Genomic DNA, 16944 nt, shown 5'->3' with positions numbered 1-16944 from the left:
AGAAAAGAGGTGTCAACATGAAAGGTATCTTAGGAAAAAAACTCGGAATGACTCAAGTGTTTACCCCTGAAGGTAACGTACTTGCTGTTACAGTTATCGAAGCGGGCCCTTGTGTTGTTCTGCAAAAGAAAGATCTGGAAAACGATGGATACGAAGCTATTCAACTCGGTTTCTCTGATAAAAAAGAAAAAAGATCCAATAAACCTGAAGCAGGACATGCGAAAAAAGCAAATACTGCACCTAAGCGCTACGTTCGTGAACTTCGTGGCATCGACCTTGCTGCGTACGAGGTTGGCCAAGAACTGAAGGCTGATGTCTTCACAGAAGGCGAATTCGTTGACGTAACAGGTATTTCTAAAGGTAAAGGTTTTGCCGGCGTTATCAAGCGTTGGGGACAAAGCCGCGGACCAATGGCACACGGCTCGCGTTACCACAGAGGTCCAGGTTCGATGGGCTCCATTCAAGCTAACCGCGTTCCTAAAGGTAAACACCTGCCAGGACACATGGGGCATGAAACGGTAACGATCCAACGCCTTGAAGTTGTTAAGATCGATACAGAACGTAATGTATTGCTCGTGAAGGGCTCCATTCCAGGACCTAAAAACAGCTTCGTTAAAGTATTAGAAACGGTGAAAAAATAAACAACTGAAGAAAGGAGGAACACGAAATGCCAAAAGTAGCACTTTTTAATATTAGCGGCAGCCAAGTTGGCGAAATTGAATTGAACGACGCAGTATTCGGTATCGAACCGAATAAACACGTTCTTCATGACGCTGTTGTTATGCAATTGGCTTCCCTGCGTCAAGGTACTCACAAAGTAAAAGGACGTTCTGAAGTACGTGGTGGCGGACGTAAGCCTTGGAAACAAAAAGGTACTGGCCGCGCTCGTCAAGGTTCGATCCGTGCGCCGCAATGGGTTGGTGGCGGTACTGTATTTGGTCCGACTCCACGCAGCTATGCTTACAAATTGCCTAAAAAGGTTCGTCGCTTGGCGATTAAATCGGCTTTGTCTTCCAAAGTGATTGAGAATGAAATCATCGTATTGGACGCTCTTACACTGAACGGACCTAAAACGAAAGAATTCGCAGCCATTTTGAACAACCTTAAAGCTGACCGTAAAGCATTGATCGTAGCTCCTAGCTATGATGATAATGTGGCCCTGTCCGCTCGTAATATTCCTGGTGTGAAGTTTGTAGCCGCAGACGGCATTAATGTTCTTGACGTGCTTGGACACGACAAACTGATCATTACGAAGGAAGCAGTTCAGAAGGTAGAGGAGGTGCTCGCGTAATGAAGGATCCTCGTGATATTATCAAACGTCCGGTTATCACCGAACGTACGGCTGGTATGATGAATGACTTGAAATACGTTTTCGAGGTAGACATTCGTTCCAATAAAGTCGAAGTTAAAAAAGCAATCGAAGCGATCTTTAACGTGAAAGTAAGTAACGTAAACACGCTTCGTGTTCCTGCAAAACCAAAACGCTACGGACGTCATTCCGGCTATACGAGCGAGTGGAAAAAAGCGTTCGTAACGCTGAGCAAAGACAGTAAGCCGCTTGAGTTTTTTGAAACGGTATAATTGAAACTGTAAAGTAAGGAGGGAAACTCAGTGCCAATTAAAAAGTATAAACCGACGTCCCCGGCCAGACGCGCTATGTCTGTATCTACTTTCGAGGAGATCACAACTAATCAGCCCGAGAAATCGTTGCTGGCGCCTCTGAGCAAGCAAGCTGGACGTAATAACCAAGGTAAAATTACGGTTCGTCATCATGGCGGTGGACACAAACGTAAATACCGTATTATCGACTTCAAACGTAACAAAGATGGAATACCGGGCCGCGTTGCTACGATCGAATATGATCCGAACCGTACGTCCAACATCGCACTTATCCACTATGTGGATGGTGAAAAACGTTATATCATCGCTCCTAAAGGCTTGAAAGTAGGGGACGAAGTGGTTTCCGGCGTAGGTTCCGATATCAAAATCGGTAACTCTTTGCCTTTGGAGAACATTCCAGTAGGTACGGTTATCCACAACATCGAATTGAAACCGGGCAAAGGTGGTCAACTCGTTCGCGCTGCCGGTACGGAAGCCCAGCTTCTTGGTAAAGAAGAGAAGTATGTAACAATTCGTTTGACTTCTGGTGAAGTTCGTCGCGTTCTGAAAGTTTGCCGCGCTACAATCGGTTCTGTTGGTAACGAAGACCATGAATTGGTGAAGATCGGTAAAGCCGGACGTAGCCGTTGGTTGGGACAACGTCCTGAAGTTCGTGGTGTTGTTATGAACCCTAATGATCACCCACACGGTGGTGGTGAAGGTCGCGCTCCAATCGGACGTAAATCTCCAATGTCTCCATGGGGTAAACCAACCCTTGGTTACAAAACACGTAAAAAAGGCAAAGCATCTGATAAATACATCGTTCGTCGTCGTACTAAGTAATAAGACGTGCGCTTAAGTCGCACGTTAACATATTAAGGAACGACAACGTTTTAACGAAGGGAGGATTCATACATGGGTCGCAGTCTCAAAAAAGGACCATTCATTGATGGTTACTTGCTGAAAAAAGTAGAGGTTTTGAACGAATCGGACAAAAAAGTCGTGATCAAAACTTGGTCCCGTCGCTCTACAATTTTCCCGCAATTTATCGGACATACGTTTGGTGTATACGATGGTCGTAAACACGTGCCAGTATACGTAACGGAAGATATGGTCGGACACAAATTGGGCGAATTCGCTCCAACACGTACCTATAAAGGCCATTCGGATGACGATAAGAAAACAAGAAGATAATCAACACAGCGTAGTGTTTGAGAGGAGGTAAACTCAATGGAAGCAAAAGCACATGCTAAATCCGTACGGATTTCCGCTCGTAAAGTTAAACTCGTTATCGATTTGATTCGCGGCAAGCAGGTTGGTGAGGCGATCGCAATTCTTCGCCATACTCCGAAATCCGCTTCTCCAGTCGTTGAGAAGCTGTTGAACTCTGCTATTGCAAATGCAGACCACAACTACTCTTTGGACGTGAACAAGTTGGTTGTATCGCAAGTTTTTGTGAACCAAGGTCCTACAATGAAACGGTTCCGCCCGCGTGCAATGGGACGTGCAAGCCGCATCAATAAACGCACCAGTCATATTACTTTGGTGGTATCTGAAAAATAAGGAGGGAAAACGTGTGGGCCAAAAGGTAAATCCAATCGGACTCCGAATCGGTATTATCCGTGATTGGGAATCCAAATGGTATGCAGGCAAAGATTTCGGTGATCTTTTGCTAGAAGACGTTAGAATTCGTGAACATCTGAAAAAAAGATTGAAAGATTCCGCTGTATCCCGTGTTGAAATCGAGAGAGCAGCTAACCGTGTCAACGTAACGATTCACACTGCGAAGCCTGGTATGGTTATCGGTAAGGGTGGTTCCGAAGTTGAAAACTTGCGTAATGAAATTACTAAAATCGCAGGTGGTAAAAAGGTACACATCAATATTTCTGAAATTAAAAATCCTGAGCTGGATGCAATCTTGGTTGCTGAGAGCATTGCACAACAATTGGAACGTCGCGTTTCTTTCCGTCGTGCTTTGAAACAAGCAATTCAAAGAACTATGCGTTCTGGAGCAAAAGGAATTAAAACTCAAGTAGGCGGACGTCTTGGCGGTGCCGAAATCGCTCGTTCCGAAGGGTACAGCGAAGGAACAGTTCCACTGCATACGCTTCGTGCCGACATTGACTACGGTACAGCGGAAGCTCATACAACTTACGGTCGTATTGGCGTAAAGGTATGGATTTATCGTGGAGAGGTTCTTCCTCCAGCTAAGAAACAAGCTCCTCAGGAAGGAGGCAACTAATCATGTTGGTACCAAAACGCGTAAAACATCGTAAGCAACAACGTGGTCATATGAAGGGTCGTGCAAAAGGCGGCACTACACTGAACTTTGGTGAGTATGGTTTACAAGCTACTGAACCTGCATGGATTACTAACCGTCAGATCGAAGCTGCTCGTATCGCGATGACTCGTTACATCAAACGTGGTGGTAAGGTTTGGATTAAAATTTTCCCTGACAAACCAATTACTCAGAAGCCTCTTGAGGTTCGTATGGGTAGTGGTAAAGGTAACGTAGAAAAATGGGTTGCAGTAGTGAAACCAGGTAAGATCATGTTCGAACTTGCTGGTGTTCCGGAAGAGATTGCTCGTGAAGCAATGCGTCTTGCCGCTCACAAACTGCCAATCAAAACTAAGTTTGTGAAACGTGAAGAATTGGGTGGTGAAGCAAATGAAGGCTAGTGAATTTCGCAACCTAACCACTGCTGAAATTGAACAAAAGATCTCTGGGTTCAAAGAAGAACTCTTTAACCTTCGTTTTCAACTCGCTACCGGTCAGCTTGATAACCCGACTCGGATCGGCGATGTACGTAAGGAAATTGCTCGTGCTAAAACCGTGATCCGTGAAAGAGAACTTGGGATTAGCTAAGATATCAGACCGGGTGGAGATTCCGCCTGTAATTAGGAAGGAGGCCAACAATGAGCGAACGTAATGCCCGTAAAGTGTTAGTCGGTAAAGTAGTCAGCGATAAAATGGACAAAACGATTGTGATTGCTGTAGAAACTTACAAAAAACATGATCTCTACCATAAACGCATTAAAGTAACAAAGAAATTCAAAGCTCATGATGAAAACAACACCGCACAAATCGGTGATACTGTTAAAATCATGGAAACTCGTCCTTTGTCCAAAGACAAAAACTGGAGACTGGTCGAAATCGTTGAAAAAGCTGTTATAATCTAATGTAGTGTAGTTTTTCCGAAAGGAGGATAAATAAATGATTCAACCATTTACACGTTTGACTGTAGCTGACAATTCCGGCGCGAAGGAACTGATGTGTATCCGTGTGCTCGGTGGTACGGGACGTCGTACAGCTCAAATTGGTGACCTGATCGTTTGTTCCGTAAAACAAGCAACACCAGGCGGCGTTGTCAAAAAGGGTGATGTAGTAAGAGCGGTTGTCGTTCGTACTAAACGTTCTATCCGCCGTAAAGACGGTTCCTACATCGGATTTGACGAGAACGCAGCAGTGGTCGTTAAAGAAGACAAGAGCCCACGTGGTACTCGTATTTTCGGACCAGTTGCTCGCGAGCTTCGTGACAAGGACTTCATGAAAATCGTTTCCTTGGCTCCGGAAGTGATCTAAATTCACCTTAAAATGTGCCCGTAGGAGGTGTACTAAATGCCAAAAGTGAAAAAAGTTCTGGAATCCCATAACAACAAGCTGCACGTCAAAAAAGACGATACTGTTCTGGTGATTACAGGTAAAGATAAAGGTAAAAAAGGTCGCGTTATCGCTGCTTACCCTCGTCAAAACCGTGTGCTTGTGGAAGGTGTTAACATGATTAAAAAACACCAAAAGCCTAATCAGCTGAATCCACAAGGCGGCATCATCGAGAAAGAAGCTCCGATTCACGTTTCCAACGTTATGCACATTGATCCGAAGAGCGGAAAAGTAACTCGTGTTGGTTACAAAGTATTGGACAACGGAAAAAAAGTGCGCATTGCAAAACGTTCTGGCGAAGTGATCGACTAATTATTTTTTAATGAAAGGAGGTCTATGATTCATGGCAACAACAAGAATGAAAGAGCGTTTCTTGAAAGAAATCACTCCTGCCTTGATGCAGAAGTTCAGCTATACATCGGTAATGCAAGTGCCTAAAATCGAGAAGGTTGTAATCAACATGGGTGTTGGCGACGCAGTCCAAAACTCCAAAGTGCTTGATTCGGCTGTGAACGACATGCAGTTGATCGCTGGTCAAAAACCAGTAATCACTCGCGCAAAAAAATCTATTGCAGGTTTTAAATTGCGTGAAAACATGCCGATCGGTGTAAAGGTAACACTTCGTGGTGAGCGTATGTATTACTTCTTGGACAAATTGTTCAATATCACGCTTCCTCGCGTACGTGACTTCCATGGTGTTTCAACAAAAGCTTTCGATGGACGTGGTAACTACACGCTTGGTCTGAAAGAACAATTGATCTTCCCGGAAATCGAGTACGATCAAGTTGATAAAGTTCGTGGTATGGACATCGTTATCGTAACGACTGCCAAGACTGACGAAGAGTCCCGTGAGCTTCTGACTCAGCTGGGCATGCCTTTCGCAAAGTAATGTTGGCATATCGTTTCGGGCGTCTGATATAAAAGACACCCTGTTCTCCGAAACTATTTAGGAGGTGTCAGGCTAAGTGGCAAAAACTTCAATGAAAGTCAAACAACAACGCACACCAAAGTTTAAAGTTCGTGCTTATACTCGTTGCGAGCGTTGTGGTCGTCCACATTCGGTGCTGCAAAAGTTTAAGATCTGCAGAATTTGCTTCCGTGAATTAGCTTATAAAGGCCAGATTCCTGGCGTGAAAAAAGCAAGCTGGTAAAAAGTCCTGTTTGGGAAGGAGGTTTATACACAATGACTATGTCTGATCCAATTGCAGATATGCTTACTCGTATTCGTAACGCGAACACAGTTCGTCACGAAACAGTAGAAATGCCTGCATCTACAATGAAAAAACAAATTGCCGACATCCTGAAACGTGAAGGATTCATTCGTGATGCGGAATTTGTTGAAGATAGCAAACAAGGGATCATCCGTGTTTTCTTGAAATACGGTGCAAACAACGAACGTGTTATTACAGGTTTGAAAAGAATCAGTAAACCAGGTCTTCGCGTTTACACGAAGAGCAATGAGATTCCACGCGTTCTGGGTGGACTCGGAATCGCGATCATTTCGACATCCAAAGGTATCATGACCGACAAAGAAGCGCGTCAGTCTAAAGCCGGCGGAGAAGTGGTTTGCTACGTTTGGTAAGATAACGTTTAAAAGATAGGAGGTGCAACAGATATGTCCCGTATTGGTCGTAAGCCAATCACAGTACCAAGTGGTGTTGACGTAACTTTGAACAACACAGCGATCACAGTTAAAGGTCCTAAAGGAACATTGACTCGTGAGCTTCATAAAGACATGTCCGTTACTGTGGAAAACAATGAAATCAACGTAATTCGTCCTTCGGACAACAAACTTCACCGCTCTTTGCATGGAACAACCCGCAGCGTTGTCAACAACATGGTAAGTGGTGTAACTGAAGGATTTTCAAAATCTCTGGAGCTGGTTGGGGTCGGATATCGTGCAAGCAAATCCGGAGATAAAATCGTTCTGAACGTTGGATACTCTCATCCGGTTGAAATCACACCGGAAGCGGGCATCGAATTCGAAGTTCCTTCGAACACTAAAATCATCGTTCGCGGAATTGATAAAGAGCGTGTAGGTGCCTACGCTGCTAAAATTCGTTCCGTTCGTGAACCTGAGCCGTATAAAGGTAAAGGGATTAAATACGAAGGCGAGCGCATCATTCGTAAAGAAGGTAAAGCCGGTAAGAAGAAATAAGTTTCTTACCGACTTTGTGCGGTCTTTCTACCGGAAAGACTTCGTACTTCTTTTTACCCAGTGCGTCTTAGTATAAAGCTTTAAAAGGCAAACTGAAGGGAGTGAAAACTTAAGATGATTACAAAACAAGATAAAAATAAAGCACGTGTCAGAAGACATCTGCGTGTACGTAAGAAAATCGAAGGTACGGCTGTTCGTCCTCGTCTGAACGTGTTCCGTTCTTCCAAACATATCTACGCACAATTGATTGATGATGTAGCTGGTGTAACATTGGTATCTGCATCCACTATGGATAAAGAACTGAGCAGTGAAATCAAAAGCGGCGGTAGCGTAGAAGCAGCTCGTAAGGTTGGCGAACTCGTTGCTAAACGTGCAAAAGAAAAAGGTCATGCTAACATTGTATTTGACCGTGGTGGATACTTGTATCATGGACGGATTCAGGCTTTGGCTGATGCTGCTCGCGAAGCAGGCCTTGAATTCTAAGACATTTCTCAAAAGGAGGTTAACGACTTGCGTGTAGATCCGAACACTTTGGAACTGACTGAAAGAGTAGTAAATATTAATCGCGTAGCTAAAGTTGTCAAAGGCGGACGCCGTTTCAGCTTTAGTGCTCTGGTAGTAGTAGGCGACGGTAACGGCTGGGTAGGCGCTGGAATCGGTAAAGCTGGCGAAGTACCTGATGCGATTCGCAAAGGTATTGAAGATGCTAAGAAAAACCTGGTTCACGTTCCACTCGTAGGAACAACTATTCCTCACCTTGTTACAGGTAAGTTCGGTGCTGGCCGGGTTCTGTTGAAACCGGCATCGGAAGGTACTGGAGTTATCGCTGGCGGTCCGGTTCGTGCTGTACTGGAACTTGCTGGTGTAGGTGATATCTTGACAAAATCTCTGGGTTCTTCGAATTCCATGAACATGGTCAATGCGACACTGGAAGGTTTGTCCCGCTTGAAACGCGCTGAAGAAGTTGCAAAATTGCGCGGCAAATCCATCGAAGAGCTGCTGGGCTAAGGAGGGAATGTCATGGCGAAATTAGAAATTACCCTCGTTCGTTCGTTGATCGGTCGTCCTGGTACTCAAAGAACGACTGTTAAAACGCTCGGCTTGCGTAAAATCAACCATAAAGTAATTCAACCCGACAATCCAGCGATTCGCGGGATGATTAATCAAGTTAGCCATTTGGTTTCTGTTAAAGAAATCGAGGCTTAAGAAATAAAGCATTTTAACAATAATCAAGGAGGTGCAACGAACGATGAAGTTACATGAGCTTTCCCCAGCTCCAGGCTCCCGCAAAGAACGTAAACGTTTGGGTCGTGGTCCTAGTAGCGGTACGGGTAAAACTTCTGGTCGTGGTCATAAGGGTCAAAACGCTCGTTCCGGCGGTGGTGTACGTCCGGGCTTCGAGGGTGGTCAAAACCCACTGTATCGTCGCTTGCCTAAACGCGGTTTCGTAAATCCTACTCGTAAAGAGTATGCGGTTTTGAATATCGAAGATTTGAACAGTTTTGCAGCAGGTACAGAAGTAAGCCCTGAGTTTTTGCTGAACAATGGCATTGTGAAAAACGCGAAATCCGGAATTAAAATTCTGGGTAACGGTGAAATCACTGTGAAATTGACAGTTAAAGCGAACAAGTTCTCTCAATCTGCGGTAGAGAAAATTGAAGCTGCCGGCGGTAAAACCGAGGTGATCTAATGTTCAAGACCCTGAAAAATATATGGCGGGTTGAGGATCTTAGAACCCGAATCCTGTTTACCCTGTTTATACTGTTTGTATATCGTATTGGCTCCTTCGTGCCGGTTCCCGGCGTGAATAAGCAAGTCTTTACTTCTCAGGATCAGGCAGGAAGCGAGTTGTTTGGACTCCTTAACACCTTCTCAGGGGGCGCTTTGTATCAGTTCTCGATCTTCGCCCTCGGGATTATGCCATATATTACAGCGTCCATCATTGTACAGTTGCTGTCAATGGACGTTATTCCGAAACTTGCGGAATGGGCTAAACAAGGAGAGCATGGTAAAAAGAAGTTGGCTCAACTTACACGGTATGGTACGGTAATACTGGGCTTGATTCAAGCATTCGGAACGTCGATCGGCTTTAACCGACTGTATGGTGCAGCGATGATTCCAGGAGCCACTTTTGCAGATTATCTGGTAATAGCTATTGTGCTTACAGCAGGAACTACGTTCCTTATGTGGCTAGGTGAGCAAATTACCGAAAAGGGAATCGGCAACGGTATCTCTATCGTTATCTTTGCAGGGATCGCGGCAGGTATTCCAAGACATATTCGGACGGTTGTAGAATCCCAGTTTATTCAGGCAGATCAGCTGTTTATGAATATTCTGAAGGCAATTATTATTGCCTTGGTGATTATTCTGATTATTGTGGGTGTTATCTACATCCAGCAAGGTATTCGGAAAATCCCGGTACAATACGCCAAACGTGTAGTTGGTAACAAAATGTACGGTGGCCAGAATACGCATATTCCGATGAAAATTAATGCGGCAGGCGTTATTCCGGTAATCTTTGCGGTATCATTGCTGCAATTCCCGACAATTATTGCGAGTTTTTGGGCAGATCATGCTTGGGCGAAGTGGATTACCACTTACTTGTATTATGACAAGCCGCTGGGTATGGTTTTGTATGTCGTAATGATTATCGGTTTCACATTCTTCTATACCTTTGTACAGATGAATCCGCAGCAAATGGCCGACAACATGAAGAAAAACGGCGGTTATATTCCGGGAATTCGCCCGGGTAAAGCCACGGAGAAATACCTGACACGAGTAATGTCACGTTTGACAATGACAGGAGCTTTGTTCCTGGCAGTCATATCCGTATTGCCGGTATTCTTCGGTTCGCTTTCGGGCTTGCCTCGTTCCGTGCAAATTGGCGGTACTTCATTGCTCATCATTATCGGTGTAGCATTGGATACGATGAAGCAGATTGAAAGCCAACTGATCAAACGCCATTACAAAGGCTTCATCAACAAATAGGCAACAGGTTCCGGCTTAGGATGTTCGCATACTTACCGGCACCTTTTGTGCTGTTTCTTGTGTAGGGGTCGTCTTGAGGAGTGACAGATTGTGAATATTTTAATCACGGGCCCTCCGGGGGCTGGTAAAGGTACACAAGCAGATGTCATTGTGAAGGAATTCGGCATTCCTCATATCTCGACAGGTGACGCGTTTCGCCTGGCGATGAAACAGGGAACACCTATTGGCATTAAAGCCAAGGAATATATCGACAAGGGTGAACTTGTTCCGGATGATGTAACGATTGGCATCGTTGAAGAGCGGCTGCAACAGCCGGACTGTAAGAAAGGTTTCTTGCTGGACGGTTTTCCAAGAACTTTGGCTCAGGCTGAAGCCTTGGATCAAATTTTGGGTCGTTTGGATACGAAGCTTGATGATGTCATCAACCTGAAAGTGGATCGTGACAAATTGTTGGTACGAATCACAGGACGGCGAGTTTGCAAAATCTGTGGAACTAGCTATCATGTTGTCTTTAATCCTCCGAAGGTTGAAGGCATTTGCGATAAAGATGGCGGGGAGCTCTATCAGCGCCCTGACGATAACGAGGATAGCGTAAGAACACGACTTGACGAATATAGTAATAAAACAGCACCACTCCTCACGTTTTATGAGAACCAGAATCTTCTGCGTCATATTGACGGAGAACAGGATATTGATGTGGTTTCCAAAAATATCGTGTCCTTGTTGCGGGGTTAGCTGTAATGATCATTTGCAAGTCGGGGACGGAATTAAGCTTTATGAGGAAAGCTGAGAGAGTGGATACGGAAACGAATCATTTCTTGGTGGAACACCTCGAGCCCGGTATGACGACCGGTGAACTTGATCATTTAGCTGATCGGTATATTCGCAGTCAAGGAGCTGTGCCGTCTTTTAAAGGTTATAACGGTTTTCCTGCCAGCATTTGCGCTTCAGTCAACGAACAACTGGTGCACGGATTTCCCGGCAAACGCAAGTTAAACAAAGGCGATATCATCGCGAAGACTCGCCAGTTTACAATGTCGCATGCCATTCGGCAATATATTGAGAATCCAAACCGTGGTATTCCCGAGCAGGGGCCGAGGCTGAAAACCGGCATGGTGCTGGCTATTGAACTCATGGTTCATATAGGTTCTCGCCATGTGGGGGCGCTGGAAGACAACTGGACGGTCGTAACGGTGAACGTGGCCTCTCGTGCTCGTTACGAGCAAGCGGTGGCGGTCACAACGGACGGCATGGACATTTTCACGAAACTGAGTGCGTAGGTGATTTGAATGATTCAGCAAGGAAACCTGCAAATCGGTCAGCTGGTGAAGATTCTGAAAGGCAGAGATGTCGGACAGATTGCGGTTGTCGTTTCTATAGCGGACAGCAGGTTTGTATATATTGCGGATGGGGACAAACGAAAGTTTGATCAGTCGAAGAAGAAAAACGTTCTTCATCTGATGCCTCAGCCCAAGATTAGTAGCGAGGTTGTAAACAGTTTAAACGAAAGCGGTCGGGTGACAAATGGAAAGCTGCGTCATGCAGTGAAAACTTTCTTGGAGTCGTCCGAATACCAAGCTGAAGAGAAAGGAGACTGACTTTGGCCAAAGAAGATGTCATTGAGGTTGAAGGTACGGTAATCGAGCCACTGCCGAACGCTACGTTCAAGGTAGAGCTGGAGAACGGTCATCAAATTCTTGCACATGTTTCCGGAAAACTGCGGATGCACTTTATCCGTATTTTGACAGGCGACAAGGTGGTTGTACAGTTATCGCCTTACGATTTAACTAAAGGCCGTATTACGTACCGCAAGTAATTCATGCAGGTTTAATTAAACGTACGTCATTTTAAAAAAACTTGTTTTGCTCGGCAAAACGATGTGAATGTTCACGAAGCGAGTTTTACCAGGGTAAAGCTTGGAGGAGGTAATCAACATGAAGGTAAGACCTTCTGTAAAACCTATTTGCGAGAAATGCAAAGTCATTCGCCGTAAAGGGAATGTAATGGTTATTTGCGAAAATCCGAAACACAAACAAAAACAAGGTTAATAGAAGGGGGTGTAGCGTAAAATGGCTCGTATAGCTGGTGTGGATTTGCCACGTGACAAACGCGTTGAGATCGCCTTGACTTACATTTTCGGAATCGGTAAAACGACTTCTCAGAAAATTTTGAAGGAAACAGGCATCAGTGCAAACACGCGTGTTCGTGATTTGACTGAAGATGAAGTGAGCAAATTACGTGAAACGATCGACAAAGAAGTTAAAGTAGAAGGCGATCTGCGTCGTGAAATTTCCTTGAATATTAAACGTCTGACTGAGATTGGCTGCTACCGTGGTGTTCGTCACCGTCGTGGATTGCCTGTTCGCGGACAACGTACCAAAACTAATGCTCGTACCCGTAAAGGTCCTCGTCGGACTGTAGCGAACAAAAAGAAATAAGAAGGGAGGATAACATTCAATGGCTAAACCGAAAAAAGTTGTACGTACAAAACGCCGTGACCGTAAAAATATCGAGACTGGCGTGGCACACATCCGTTCCACGTTCAACAACACGATCGTTACGATCACAGATCCACACGGTAACGCAATCTCTTGGGCCAGCTCAGGCGGCATGGGATTCCGTGGTTCCCGTAAATCTACTCCATTCGCAGCTCAAATGGCCGCAGAAACAGCTGCTAAAGCTGCAATGGAACACGGCATGAAGACTGTCGAAGTCATGGTTAAAGGACCAGGCGCAGGACGCGAAGCAGCAATCCGCTCTTTGCAAGCAGCTGGACTGGAAGTTAACCTGATTAAAGACGTAACTCCGGTACCTCATAACGGATGCCGTCCTCCAAAACGTCGTCGCGTCTAATGAGATTTCTCCTCTGCGTGTAGTATAAATCCGGCACAAACTGCCAAGAATGGATGTTTAGGCATACTGCATGATAGACTATGGATAGGTGAATGTTTCATATAGGAGCGACGTTTTGAAGGAGGGATATTGCAGTGATAGAAATCGAAAAGCCGAAAATTGAGACGGTAGACGTCAATGATGATGGCACCTATGGAAAATTCGTAGTAGAACCGCTGGAACGCGGGTACGGTACGACGCTGGGAAACTCGCTTCGCCGTATTCTGTTATCCTCATTACCGGGGGCAGCAGTCACATCGGTTCAGATCGATGGAGTTTTGCACGAATTTGCAACGGTTCCCGGTGTGAAGGAAGACGTAACGGAGATCATACTGAACCTGAAAGCTTTATCGCTTAAAATCCACTCGGATGAAGAGAAGGTACTCGAAATCGATGCGGAAGGCGAAGGAGTTGTAACGGCAGGAGATATCCGTGCGGACAGTGATGTGGAAATTCTTAATCCGGATCTTCACATTGCTACGCTCGGACCGGGTTCGAGACTTCACATGCGTATTTTCGCCAATCGCGGTCGCGGTTACGTTAAGCAGGATCGGAATAAACGTGATGACCAGCCGATCGGCGTCATTCCCGTCGACTCCATCTACACTCCGATTTCACGCGTGAACTATGGCATAGAAAATACGCGTGTCGGCCAGGTTACGAATTATGACAAGCTGACACTTGAGGTTTGGACTGACGGAAGTATCCGCCCTGAGGAAGCAGTAAGCCTTGGAGCAAAAATTTTGACCGAGCATGTGATGTTGTTCGTGGGTCTAACCGACGAAGCAAAAGATGCGGAAATTATGGTCGAAAAAGAAGAAGACAAGAAAGAAAAAGTTCTTGAAATGACGATCGAAGAGCTGGATCTCTCCGTCCGTTCCTATAACTGCCTTAAGCGCGCTGGTATCAATACGGTACAAGAACTCACTACTAAATCTGAAGAAGATATGATGAAGGTCCGCAACCTGGGCCGCAAATCTTTGGAAGAAGTACAAGAGAAGCTCGAGGAACTTGGTTTAGGACTTCGTACGGAAGAATAGTACAGCAACGTTTTTGTGAAGGAGGGGAAACTACATGGCATACCAAAAATTGGGCCGTAACTCCAGTGCCCGTAAAGCTTTGTTTCGTGATTTGGTAACCGATTTGTTCTTGTACGAGCGTATCCAAACTACTGAGGCTAAAGCGAAAGAAGTTCGTTCTATTGCTGAAAAACTGATCACCAAAGCGAAAAAAGGAGATCTGCACGCACGCCGTCAAGTGGCTGCGTTCGTTCGCCGTGAAACTTTGGATGGTGAGCAGGATGCAATCCAAAAGCTGTTTAGCGAATTGGCTACACGTTACACCGAGCGTCCAGGTGGATACACTCGTATCCTGAAATTGGGACCTCGTCGTGGCGATGCCGCTCCAATGGTATATCTGGAACTGGTTGACCGCGCGTAAACAGGCGAAGATGAGGGAAGGGTGGACAGAATCAGCTTGATTCTGAACAACCCTTTTTTTCTCTTGGAGGAGTCCTTGAGGGGCTTCTCCTTTGTTATGTACGGTTATTCCTTATAAGGCCAGTGAATACCCCGCAAAGGTGTGAGAGACATGCGGAACTTGTGCATGAAGGTGAACTATGACGGAACCCGCTATGATGGCTTTCAGACGCAGCCCAGTGGTAATACCATTCAGGACTATCTTGAAAATGCTATTTACTCATTGACGGGCGAACGTCTAAAAATCACAGGCTCAGGCCGCACAGACGCAGGTGTACATGCATATGGACAGGTATTCAATTTTCATACTGAATCACCGATCCCGATACAGCGCTGGTGTCTGGCACTCAATGCTTGGCTGCCTCGTGATATCATCGTTACGGATGCGAAAGAGGTGCCGTTGTCCTTTCATGCACGCCGTATGGCGAAGCGGAAGACGTATCGGTACAGCATTAATGCGAACCGATTTCCGGACATCTTTCACCGTCGTACACAGGCACATCACCCGACGAGTTTGGATATACGAGCGATGGAGGAAGGGCTGGCCCATTTGATCGGCACTTTTGACTATACATCGTTCGCATCCCGACGTTCCCAGAAAACGAACCATGTCCGTACAATTTACGAAGCCTACATGACGGTAGACCATTCCTTTTCACGTCCGGGTTCGGATGATCAGGGAATTATTCATACGTATATTACTGGCAGCGGTTTTTTGCAGCACATGGTTCGGATCATTATGGGGACTTTGCTGGAAGTGGGAGAAGGCAAAAAATCGGCGGATGATATTCCTTCCATTTTGGAGGCTAAAAATCGCTCAAAGGCCGGTCCTACGGCTGTTGGACATGCTTTAACCCTCTGGAATGTGGAGTACGACGAAAACATCAAAAAACATTGATTTTACCCTTGCAGAATTGATGGTTATCCTGTAATATAAAAGTTGTGTTTTCTTAATGGCTTTCCCACAGCCCCAATTAAGACGATCACTTTCAAACAACATCTAATCCATCAATAATGCAGCAACTTAACGAACGAAGATAAATGATGATTTCTGTTAACGAACTTAAGGAGGAAACTTTTCATGCGTACTACGTATATGGCGAAGCCAAATGAAGTTGAGCGCAACTGGCACATCATTGATGCCGAAGGCAAAACGCTCGGCCGTCTGGCAAGCGAAGCGGCTGCGTTGATTCGCGGCAAACACAAGCCACAGTTTACACCACATGTGGACACAGGTGATTTTGTTGTTGTAATCAATGCGGAGAAAATCGTATTGACTGGTAAGAAAATGGAGAAGAAGAAATACTACCGTCACTCCCTGCATCCGGGTGGTCTGAAAGTAACGGTTGCACAAGACATGGTTAAGAACAAACCTGAGCGTATGCTGGAACTGGCTGTTCACGGTATGCTTCCTAAAACTCGTCAAGGCGAGAAAATGAAGCTGAGACTTAAAGCTTACAAAGGCGCAGAGCATCCACATGCAGCACAAAAACCTGAAGTTTACGAACTTCGCGGATAATTAAAAGGGAGGACAGTTTCATGGCACAAGTACAATACTATGGGACAGGTCGTCGTAAACATTCGGTAGCTCGTGTTCGTCTCGTACCGGGTGAAGGACGCATTGTCATCAACAAGCGTGATATTAATGAATATTTCGGTTTGGAAACACTCAAACTGATCGTAAAACAACCATTGAACCTGACTGAAACAGTGGGTAGCTATGACGTACTTGTTATCGCTCATGGTGGTGGTATCTCTGGTCAAGCGGGCGCAATCCGCCACGGCATTTCCCGTGCTCTGCTGAAAGCAGATCCGGAATTCCGTCCAGCTTTGAAAAAAGCAGGCTTCCTGACTCGTGACCCACGTATGAAAGAACGTAAAAAATATGGCCTCAAAGCCGCTCGTCGTGCTCCACAGTTCTCGAAACGTTAATATTTCGAATACAGAAGAACCTTTTCCTTATGGAAAGGGTTCTTCTTTTGCTGTTATAAATATTTTTTGAAAATATCCACATGTGGATAAGTACTATAGCTGCCCTAACTAGAACGTTTGATTCGTCCTCAACCCTTCATGTAACCAGATAGTAAAGTGTAGGAGTGAATTATAAAGCCGTATGGGTACAAAATAACCGCCTTGATTGCAAGGAACACTCGAAGTTGTCCACGTTG

The 16944-nt window shown here is 45.3% G+C and carries 33 protein-coding genes; all 33 read left to right on the top strand.

The features are described 5' to 3' along the window. Positions 1 to 17: 17 nt before the first annotated feature. The 33 genes from rplC (at position 18) to rpsI (ending at position 16708) form a co-directional block, all read left to right on the top strand. Entirely contained in the window at positions 18 to 641 is a 624-nt protein-coding gene (rplC, locus tag QMK20_RS23205; RefSeq protein ID WP_013312161.1) for a 50S ribosomal protein L3, read from the top strand. 26 nt (positions 642 to 667) lie between these two features. Continuing rightward, a complete protein-coding gene (rplD, locus tag QMK20_RS23200) occupies positions 668 to 1291 on the top strand; it encodes a 50S ribosomal protein L4 (RefSeq protein WP_013312160.1) in 624 nt (207 codons plus the stop codon). Beyond that, positions 1291 to 1581 (top strand): 50S ribosomal protein L23, encoded by a 291-nt coding sequence (rplW, locus tag QMK20_RS23195; RefSeq protein WP_013312159.1) that lies wholly within the window; start codon positions 1291 to 1293, stop codon positions 1579 to 1581. The genes rplD and rplW overlap by 1 nt, the downstream gene beginning before the upstream one ends. A gap of 30 nt (positions 1582 to 1611) precedes the next feature. Then, the gene (gene rplB / locus QMK20_RS23190) at positions 1612 to 2442 is read left to right on the top strand and encodes a 50S ribosomal protein L2 (protein ID WP_134912313.1); all 831 of its coding nucleotides are present in this window, start codon (positions 1612 to 1614) and stop codon (positions 2440 to 2442) included. A gap of 72 nt (positions 2443 to 2514) precedes the next feature. Then, a complete protein-coding gene (rpsS, locus tag QMK20_RS23185; RefSeq protein ID WP_044647210.1) occupies positions 2515 to 2793 on the top strand; it encodes a 30S ribosomal protein S19 in 279 nt (92 codons plus the stop codon). A gap of 36 nt (positions 2794 to 2829) precedes the next feature. Then, positions 2830 to 3162: a 50S ribosomal protein L22 gene (rplV, locus tag QMK20_RS23180; protein ID WP_013312157.1), complete on the top strand. Its 333-nt coding sequence runs from the start codon at positions 2830 to 2832 to the stop codon at positions 3160 to 3162. Positions 3163 to 3175: 13 nt separating this feature from the next. Further along, positions 3176 to 3841 carry a 30S ribosomal protein S3 gene (gene rpsC, locus QMK20_RS23175; RefSeq protein WP_044647211.1) on the top strand — a complete coding sequence of 222 codons (666 nt, stop codon included), beginning with the start codon at positions 3176 to 3178 and terminating at the stop codon, positions 3839 to 3841. A gap of 2 nt (positions 3842 to 3843) precedes the next feature. Then, entirely contained in the window at positions 3844 to 4278 is a 435-nt protein-coding gene (gene rplP, locus QMK20_RS23170; protein ID WP_007432576.1) for a 50S ribosomal protein L16, read from the top strand. Then, entirely contained in the window at positions 4268 to 4465 is a 198-nt protein-coding gene (rpmC, locus tag QMK20_RS23165; RefSeq protein WP_014278310.1) for a 50S ribosomal protein L29, read from the top strand. The genes rplP and rpmC overlap by 11 nt, the downstream gene beginning before the upstream one ends. Positions 4466 to 4515: 50 nt before the next feature. Next, positions 4516 to 4779 (top strand): 30S ribosomal protein S17, encoded by a 264-nt coding sequence (gene rpsQ / locus QMK20_RS23160; RefSeq protein ID WP_007432574.1) that lies wholly within the window; start codon positions 4516 to 4518, stop codon positions 4777 to 4779. 34 nt (positions 4780 to 4813) lie between these two features. Beyond that, on the top strand, positions 4814 to 5182 hold the full coding sequence (rplN, locus tag QMK20_RS23155; RefSeq protein ID WP_007432573.1) for a 50S ribosomal protein L14: 369 nt from the start codon (positions 4814 to 4816) through the stop codon (positions 5180 to 5182). A 36-nt stretch (positions 5183 to 5218) separates the two neighbouring features. Next, positions 5219 to 5572 (top strand): 50S ribosomal protein L24, encoded by a 354-nt coding sequence (gene rplX / locus QMK20_RS23150; RefSeq protein WP_013312155.1) that lies wholly within the window; start codon positions 5219 to 5221, stop codon positions 5570 to 5572. A gap of 31 nt (positions 5573 to 5603) precedes the next feature. Further along, on the top strand, positions 5604 to 6149 hold the full coding sequence (rplE, locus tag QMK20_RS23145) for a 50S ribosomal protein L5 (RefSeq protein ID WP_014278309.1): 546 nt from the start codon (positions 5604 to 5606) through the stop codon (positions 6147 to 6149). A gap of 76 nt (positions 6150 to 6225) precedes the next feature. Next, complete coding sequence (locus QMK20_RS23140; protein WP_013312154.1) at positions 6226 to 6411, top strand: type Z 30S ribosomal protein S14; 186 nt, start codon at positions 6226 to 6228, stop codon at positions 6409 to 6411. Between the two features lie 32 nt (positions 6412 to 6443). Further along, positions 6444 to 6842 carry a 30S ribosomal protein S8 gene (rpsH, locus tag QMK20_RS23135; RefSeq protein WP_014278308.1) on the top strand — a complete coding sequence of 133 codons (399 nt, stop codon included), beginning with the start codon at positions 6444 to 6446 and terminating at the stop codon, positions 6840 to 6842. 33 nt (positions 6843 to 6875) lie between these two features. Next, a complete protein-coding gene (gene rplF / locus QMK20_RS23130; RefSeq protein WP_014278307.1) occupies positions 6876 to 7418 on the top strand; it encodes a 50S ribosomal protein L6 in 543 nt (180 codons plus the stop codon). Positions 7419 to 7532: 114 nt separating this feature from the next. After that, entirely contained in the window at positions 7533 to 7901 is a 369-nt protein-coding gene (rplR, locus tag QMK20_RS23125) for a 50S ribosomal protein L18 (protein WP_010348806.1), read from the top strand. Positions 7902 to 7928: 27 nt separating this feature from the next. Beyond that, positions 7929 to 8426 (top strand): 30S ribosomal protein S5, encoded by a 498-nt coding sequence (gene rpsE / locus QMK20_RS23120; protein ID WP_013312151.1) that lies wholly within the window; start codon positions 7929 to 7931, stop codon positions 8424 to 8426. Positions 8427 to 8438: 12 nt separating this feature from the next. Continuing rightward, the gene (rpmD, locus tag QMK20_RS23115) at positions 8439 to 8624 is read left to right on the top strand and encodes a 50S ribosomal protein L30 (protein WP_014278305.1); all 186 of its coding nucleotides are present in this window, start codon (positions 8439 to 8441) and stop codon (positions 8622 to 8624) included. A gap of 43 nt (positions 8625 to 8667) precedes the next feature. Beyond that, entirely contained in the window at positions 8668 to 9108 is a 441-nt protein-coding gene (gene rplO / locus QMK20_RS23110) for a 50S ribosomal protein L15 (protein WP_013312149.1), read from the top strand. Further along, positions 9108 to 10406 carry a preprotein translocase subunit SecY gene (gene secY / locus QMK20_RS23105; protein ID WP_025685931.1) on the top strand — a complete coding sequence of 433 codons (1299 nt, stop codon included), beginning with the start codon at positions 9108 to 9110 and terminating at the stop codon, positions 10404 to 10406. The genes rplO and secY overlap by 1 nt, the downstream gene beginning before the upstream one ends. A 90-nt stretch (positions 10407 to 10496) precedes the next feature. Continuing rightward, complete coding sequence (locus QMK20_RS23100; RefSeq protein WP_283653465.1) at positions 10497 to 11141, top strand: adenylate kinase; 645 nt, start codon at positions 10497 to 10499, stop codon at positions 11139 to 11141. 5 nt (positions 11142 to 11146) lie between these two features. Continuing rightward, positions 11147 to 11686 (top strand): M24 family metallopeptidase, encoded by a 540-nt coding sequence (locus tag QMK20_RS23095; protein ID WP_283653464.1) that lies wholly within the window; start codon positions 11147 to 11149, stop codon positions 11684 to 11686. A gap of 9 nt (positions 11687 to 11695) precedes the next feature. Beyond that, complete coding sequence (locus QMK20_RS23090; RefSeq protein WP_134912322.1) at positions 11696 to 12004, top strand: KOW domain-containing RNA-binding protein; 309 nt, start codon at positions 11696 to 11698, stop codon at positions 12002 to 12004. 2 nt (positions 12005 to 12006) lie between these two features. Then, on the top strand, positions 12007 to 12222 hold the full coding sequence (infA, locus tag QMK20_RS23085; protein WP_006212898.1) for a translation initiation factor IF-1: 216 nt from the start codon (positions 12007 to 12009) through the stop codon (positions 12220 to 12222). Positions 12223 to 12340: 118 nt separating this feature from the next. Beyond that, positions 12341 to 12454, top strand: a complete 114-nt coding sequence (gene rpmJ, locus QMK20_RS23080) for a 50S ribosomal protein L36 (protein ID WP_003333770.1) — start codon at positions 12341 to 12343, stop codon at positions 12452 to 12454. A gap of 21 nt (positions 12455 to 12475) precedes the next feature. Further along, positions 12476 to 12844 carry a 30S ribosomal protein S13 gene (gene rpsM / locus QMK20_RS23075; protein WP_007432560.1) on the top strand — a complete coding sequence of 123 codons (369 nt, stop codon included), beginning with the start codon at positions 12476 to 12478 and terminating at the stop codon, positions 12842 to 12844. 19 nt (positions 12845 to 12863) lie between these two features. Continuing rightward, positions 12864 to 13259, top strand: coding sequence for a 30S ribosomal protein S11 (gene rpsK, locus QMK20_RS23070; RefSeq protein WP_013312144.1), 396 nt, complete (start codon positions 12864 to 12866; stop codon positions 13257 to 13259). Between the two features lie 134 nt (positions 13260 to 13393). Next, positions 13394 to 14338 (top strand): DNA-directed RNA polymerase subunit alpha, encoded by a 945-nt coding sequence (locus QMK20_RS23065; RefSeq protein ID WP_014278300.1) that lies wholly within the window; start codon positions 13394 to 13396, stop codon positions 14336 to 14338. 34 nt (positions 14339 to 14372) lie between these two features. After that, positions 14373 to 14738 carry a 50S ribosomal protein L17 gene (rplQ, locus tag QMK20_RS23060; RefSeq protein ID WP_013312143.1) on the top strand — a complete coding sequence of 122 codons (366 nt, stop codon included), beginning with the start codon at positions 14373 to 14375 and terminating at the stop codon, positions 14736 to 14738. Between the two features lie 150 nt (positions 14739 to 14888). Next, positions 14889 to 15674 (top strand): tRNA pseudouridine(38-40) synthase TruA, encoded by a 786-nt coding sequence (gene truA / locus QMK20_RS23055; RefSeq protein WP_025685927.1) that lies wholly within the window; start codon positions 14889 to 14891, stop codon positions 15672 to 15674. Positions 15675 to 15857: 183 nt separating this feature from the next. Continuing rightward, positions 15858 to 16295 carry a 50S ribosomal protein L13 gene (gene rplM / locus QMK20_RS23050; RefSeq protein ID WP_014278298.1) on the top strand — a complete coding sequence of 146 codons (438 nt, stop codon included), beginning with the start codon at positions 15858 to 15860 and terminating at the stop codon, positions 16293 to 16295. A gap of 20 nt (positions 16296 to 16315) precedes the next feature. Then, a complete protein-coding gene (rpsI, locus tag QMK20_RS23045; protein ID WP_013312140.1) occupies positions 16316 to 16708 on the top strand; it encodes a 30S ribosomal protein S9 in 393 nt (130 codons plus the stop codon). Positions 16709 to 16944 lie beyond the last annotated feature (236 nt).

This window comes from Paenibacillus sp. RC334 (assembly GCF_030034735.1).
In the GTDB taxonomy this organism is placed as follows: Bacteria; Bacillota; Bacilli; order Paenibacillales; family Paenibacillaceae; genus Paenibacillus; species Paenibacillus terrae_A.
Note: the sequence above shows the minus strand (reverse complement) of the source record. Positions and strands in the feature narration are given on the sequence as shown.

Coding starts and splice junctions, on each gene's coding strand:
- truA (WP_025685927.1), top strand. CDS start 14,889: ATGCGGAACTTGTGCATGAAGGTGAACTATGACGGAACCCGCTATGAT.
- rplC (WP_013312161.1), top strand. CDS start 18: ATGAAAGGTATCTTAGGAAAAAAACTCGGAATGACTCAAGTGTTTACC.
- rpmD (WP_014278305.1), top strand. CDS start 8,439: ATGGCGAAATTAGAAATTACCCTCGTTCGTTCGTTGATCGGTCGTCCT.
- rplV (WP_013312157.1), top strand. CDS start 2,830: ATGGAAGCAAAAGCACATGCTAAATCCGTACGGATTTCCGCTCGTAAA.
- rplQ (WP_013312143.1), top strand. CDS start 14,373: ATGGCATACCAAAAATTGGGCCGTAACTCCAGTGCCCGTAAAGCTTTG.
- QMK20_RS23090 (WP_134912322.1), top strand. CDS start 11,696: ATGATTCAGCAAGGAAACCTGCAAATCGGTCAGCTGGTGAAGATTCTG.
- rplM (WP_014278298.1), top strand. CDS start 15,858: ATGCGTACTACGTATATGGCGAAGCCAAATGAAGTTGAGCGCAACTGG.
- rpsM (WP_007432560.1), top strand. CDS start 12,476: ATGGCTCGTATAGCTGGTGTGGATTTGCCACGTGACAAACGCGTTGAG.
- rpsI (WP_013312140.1), top strand. CDS start 16,316: ATGGCACAAGTACAATACTATGGGACAGGTCGTCGTAAACATTCGGTA.
- rplX (WP_013312155.1), top strand. CDS start 5,219: ATGCCAAAAGTGAAAAAAGTTCTGGAATCCCATAACAACAAGCTGCAC.
- rpmC (WP_014278310.1), top strand. CDS start 4,268: ATGAAGGCTAGTGAATTTCGCAACCTAACCACTGCTGAAATTGAACAA.
- rplP (WP_007432576.1), top strand. CDS start 3,844: ATGTTGGTACCAAAACGCGTAAAACATCGTAAGCAACAACGTGGTCAT.
- rpsK (WP_013312144.1), top strand. CDS start 12,864: ATGGCTAAACCGAAAAAAGTTGTACGTACAAAACGCCGTGACCGTAAA.
- QMK20_RS23095 (WP_283653464.1), top strand. CDS start 11,147: ATGATCATTTGCAAGTCGGGGACGGAATTAAGCTTTATGAGGAAAGCT.
- rpmJ (WP_003333770.1), top strand. CDS start 12,341: ATGAAGGTAAGACCTTCTGTAAAACCTATTTGCGAGAAATGCAAAGTC.
- rplR (WP_010348806.1), top strand. CDS start 7,533: ATGATTACAAAACAAGATAAAAATAAAGCACGTGTCAGAAGACATCTG.
- secY (WP_025685931.1), top strand. CDS start 9,108: ATGTTCAAGACCCTGAAAAATATATGGCGGGTTGAGGATCTTAGAACC.
- rpsQ (WP_007432574.1), top strand. CDS start 4,516: ATGAGCGAACGTAATGCCCGTAAAGTGTTAGTCGGTAAAGTAGTCAGC.
- rplD (WP_013312160.1), top strand. CDS start 668: ATGCCAAAAGTAGCACTTTTTAATATTAGCGGCAGCCAAGTTGGCGAA.
- rplW (WP_013312159.1), top strand. CDS start 1,291: ATGAAGGATCCTCGTGATATTATCAAACGTCCGGTTATCACCGAACGT.
- rplE (WP_014278309.1), top strand. CDS start 5,604: ATGGCAACAACAAGAATGAAAGAGCGTTTCTTGAAAGAAATCACTCCT.
- rplF (WP_014278307.1), top strand. CDS start 6,876: ATGTCCCGTATTGGTCGTAAGCCAATCACAGTACCAAGTGGTGTTGAC.
- rplN (WP_007432573.1), top strand. CDS start 4,814: ATGATTCAACCATTTACACGTTTGACTGTAGCTGACAATTCCGGCGCG.
- rplO (WP_013312149.1), top strand. CDS start 8,668: ATGAAGTTACATGAGCTTTCCCCAGCTCCAGGCTCCCGCAAAGAACGT.
- rpsS (WP_044647210.1), top strand. CDS start 2,515: ATGGGTCGCAGTCTCAAAAAAGGACCATTCATTGATGGTTACTTGCTG.
- rpsH (WP_014278308.1), top strand. CDS start 6,444: ATGACTATGTCTGATCCAATTGCAGATATGCTTACTCGTATTCGTAAC.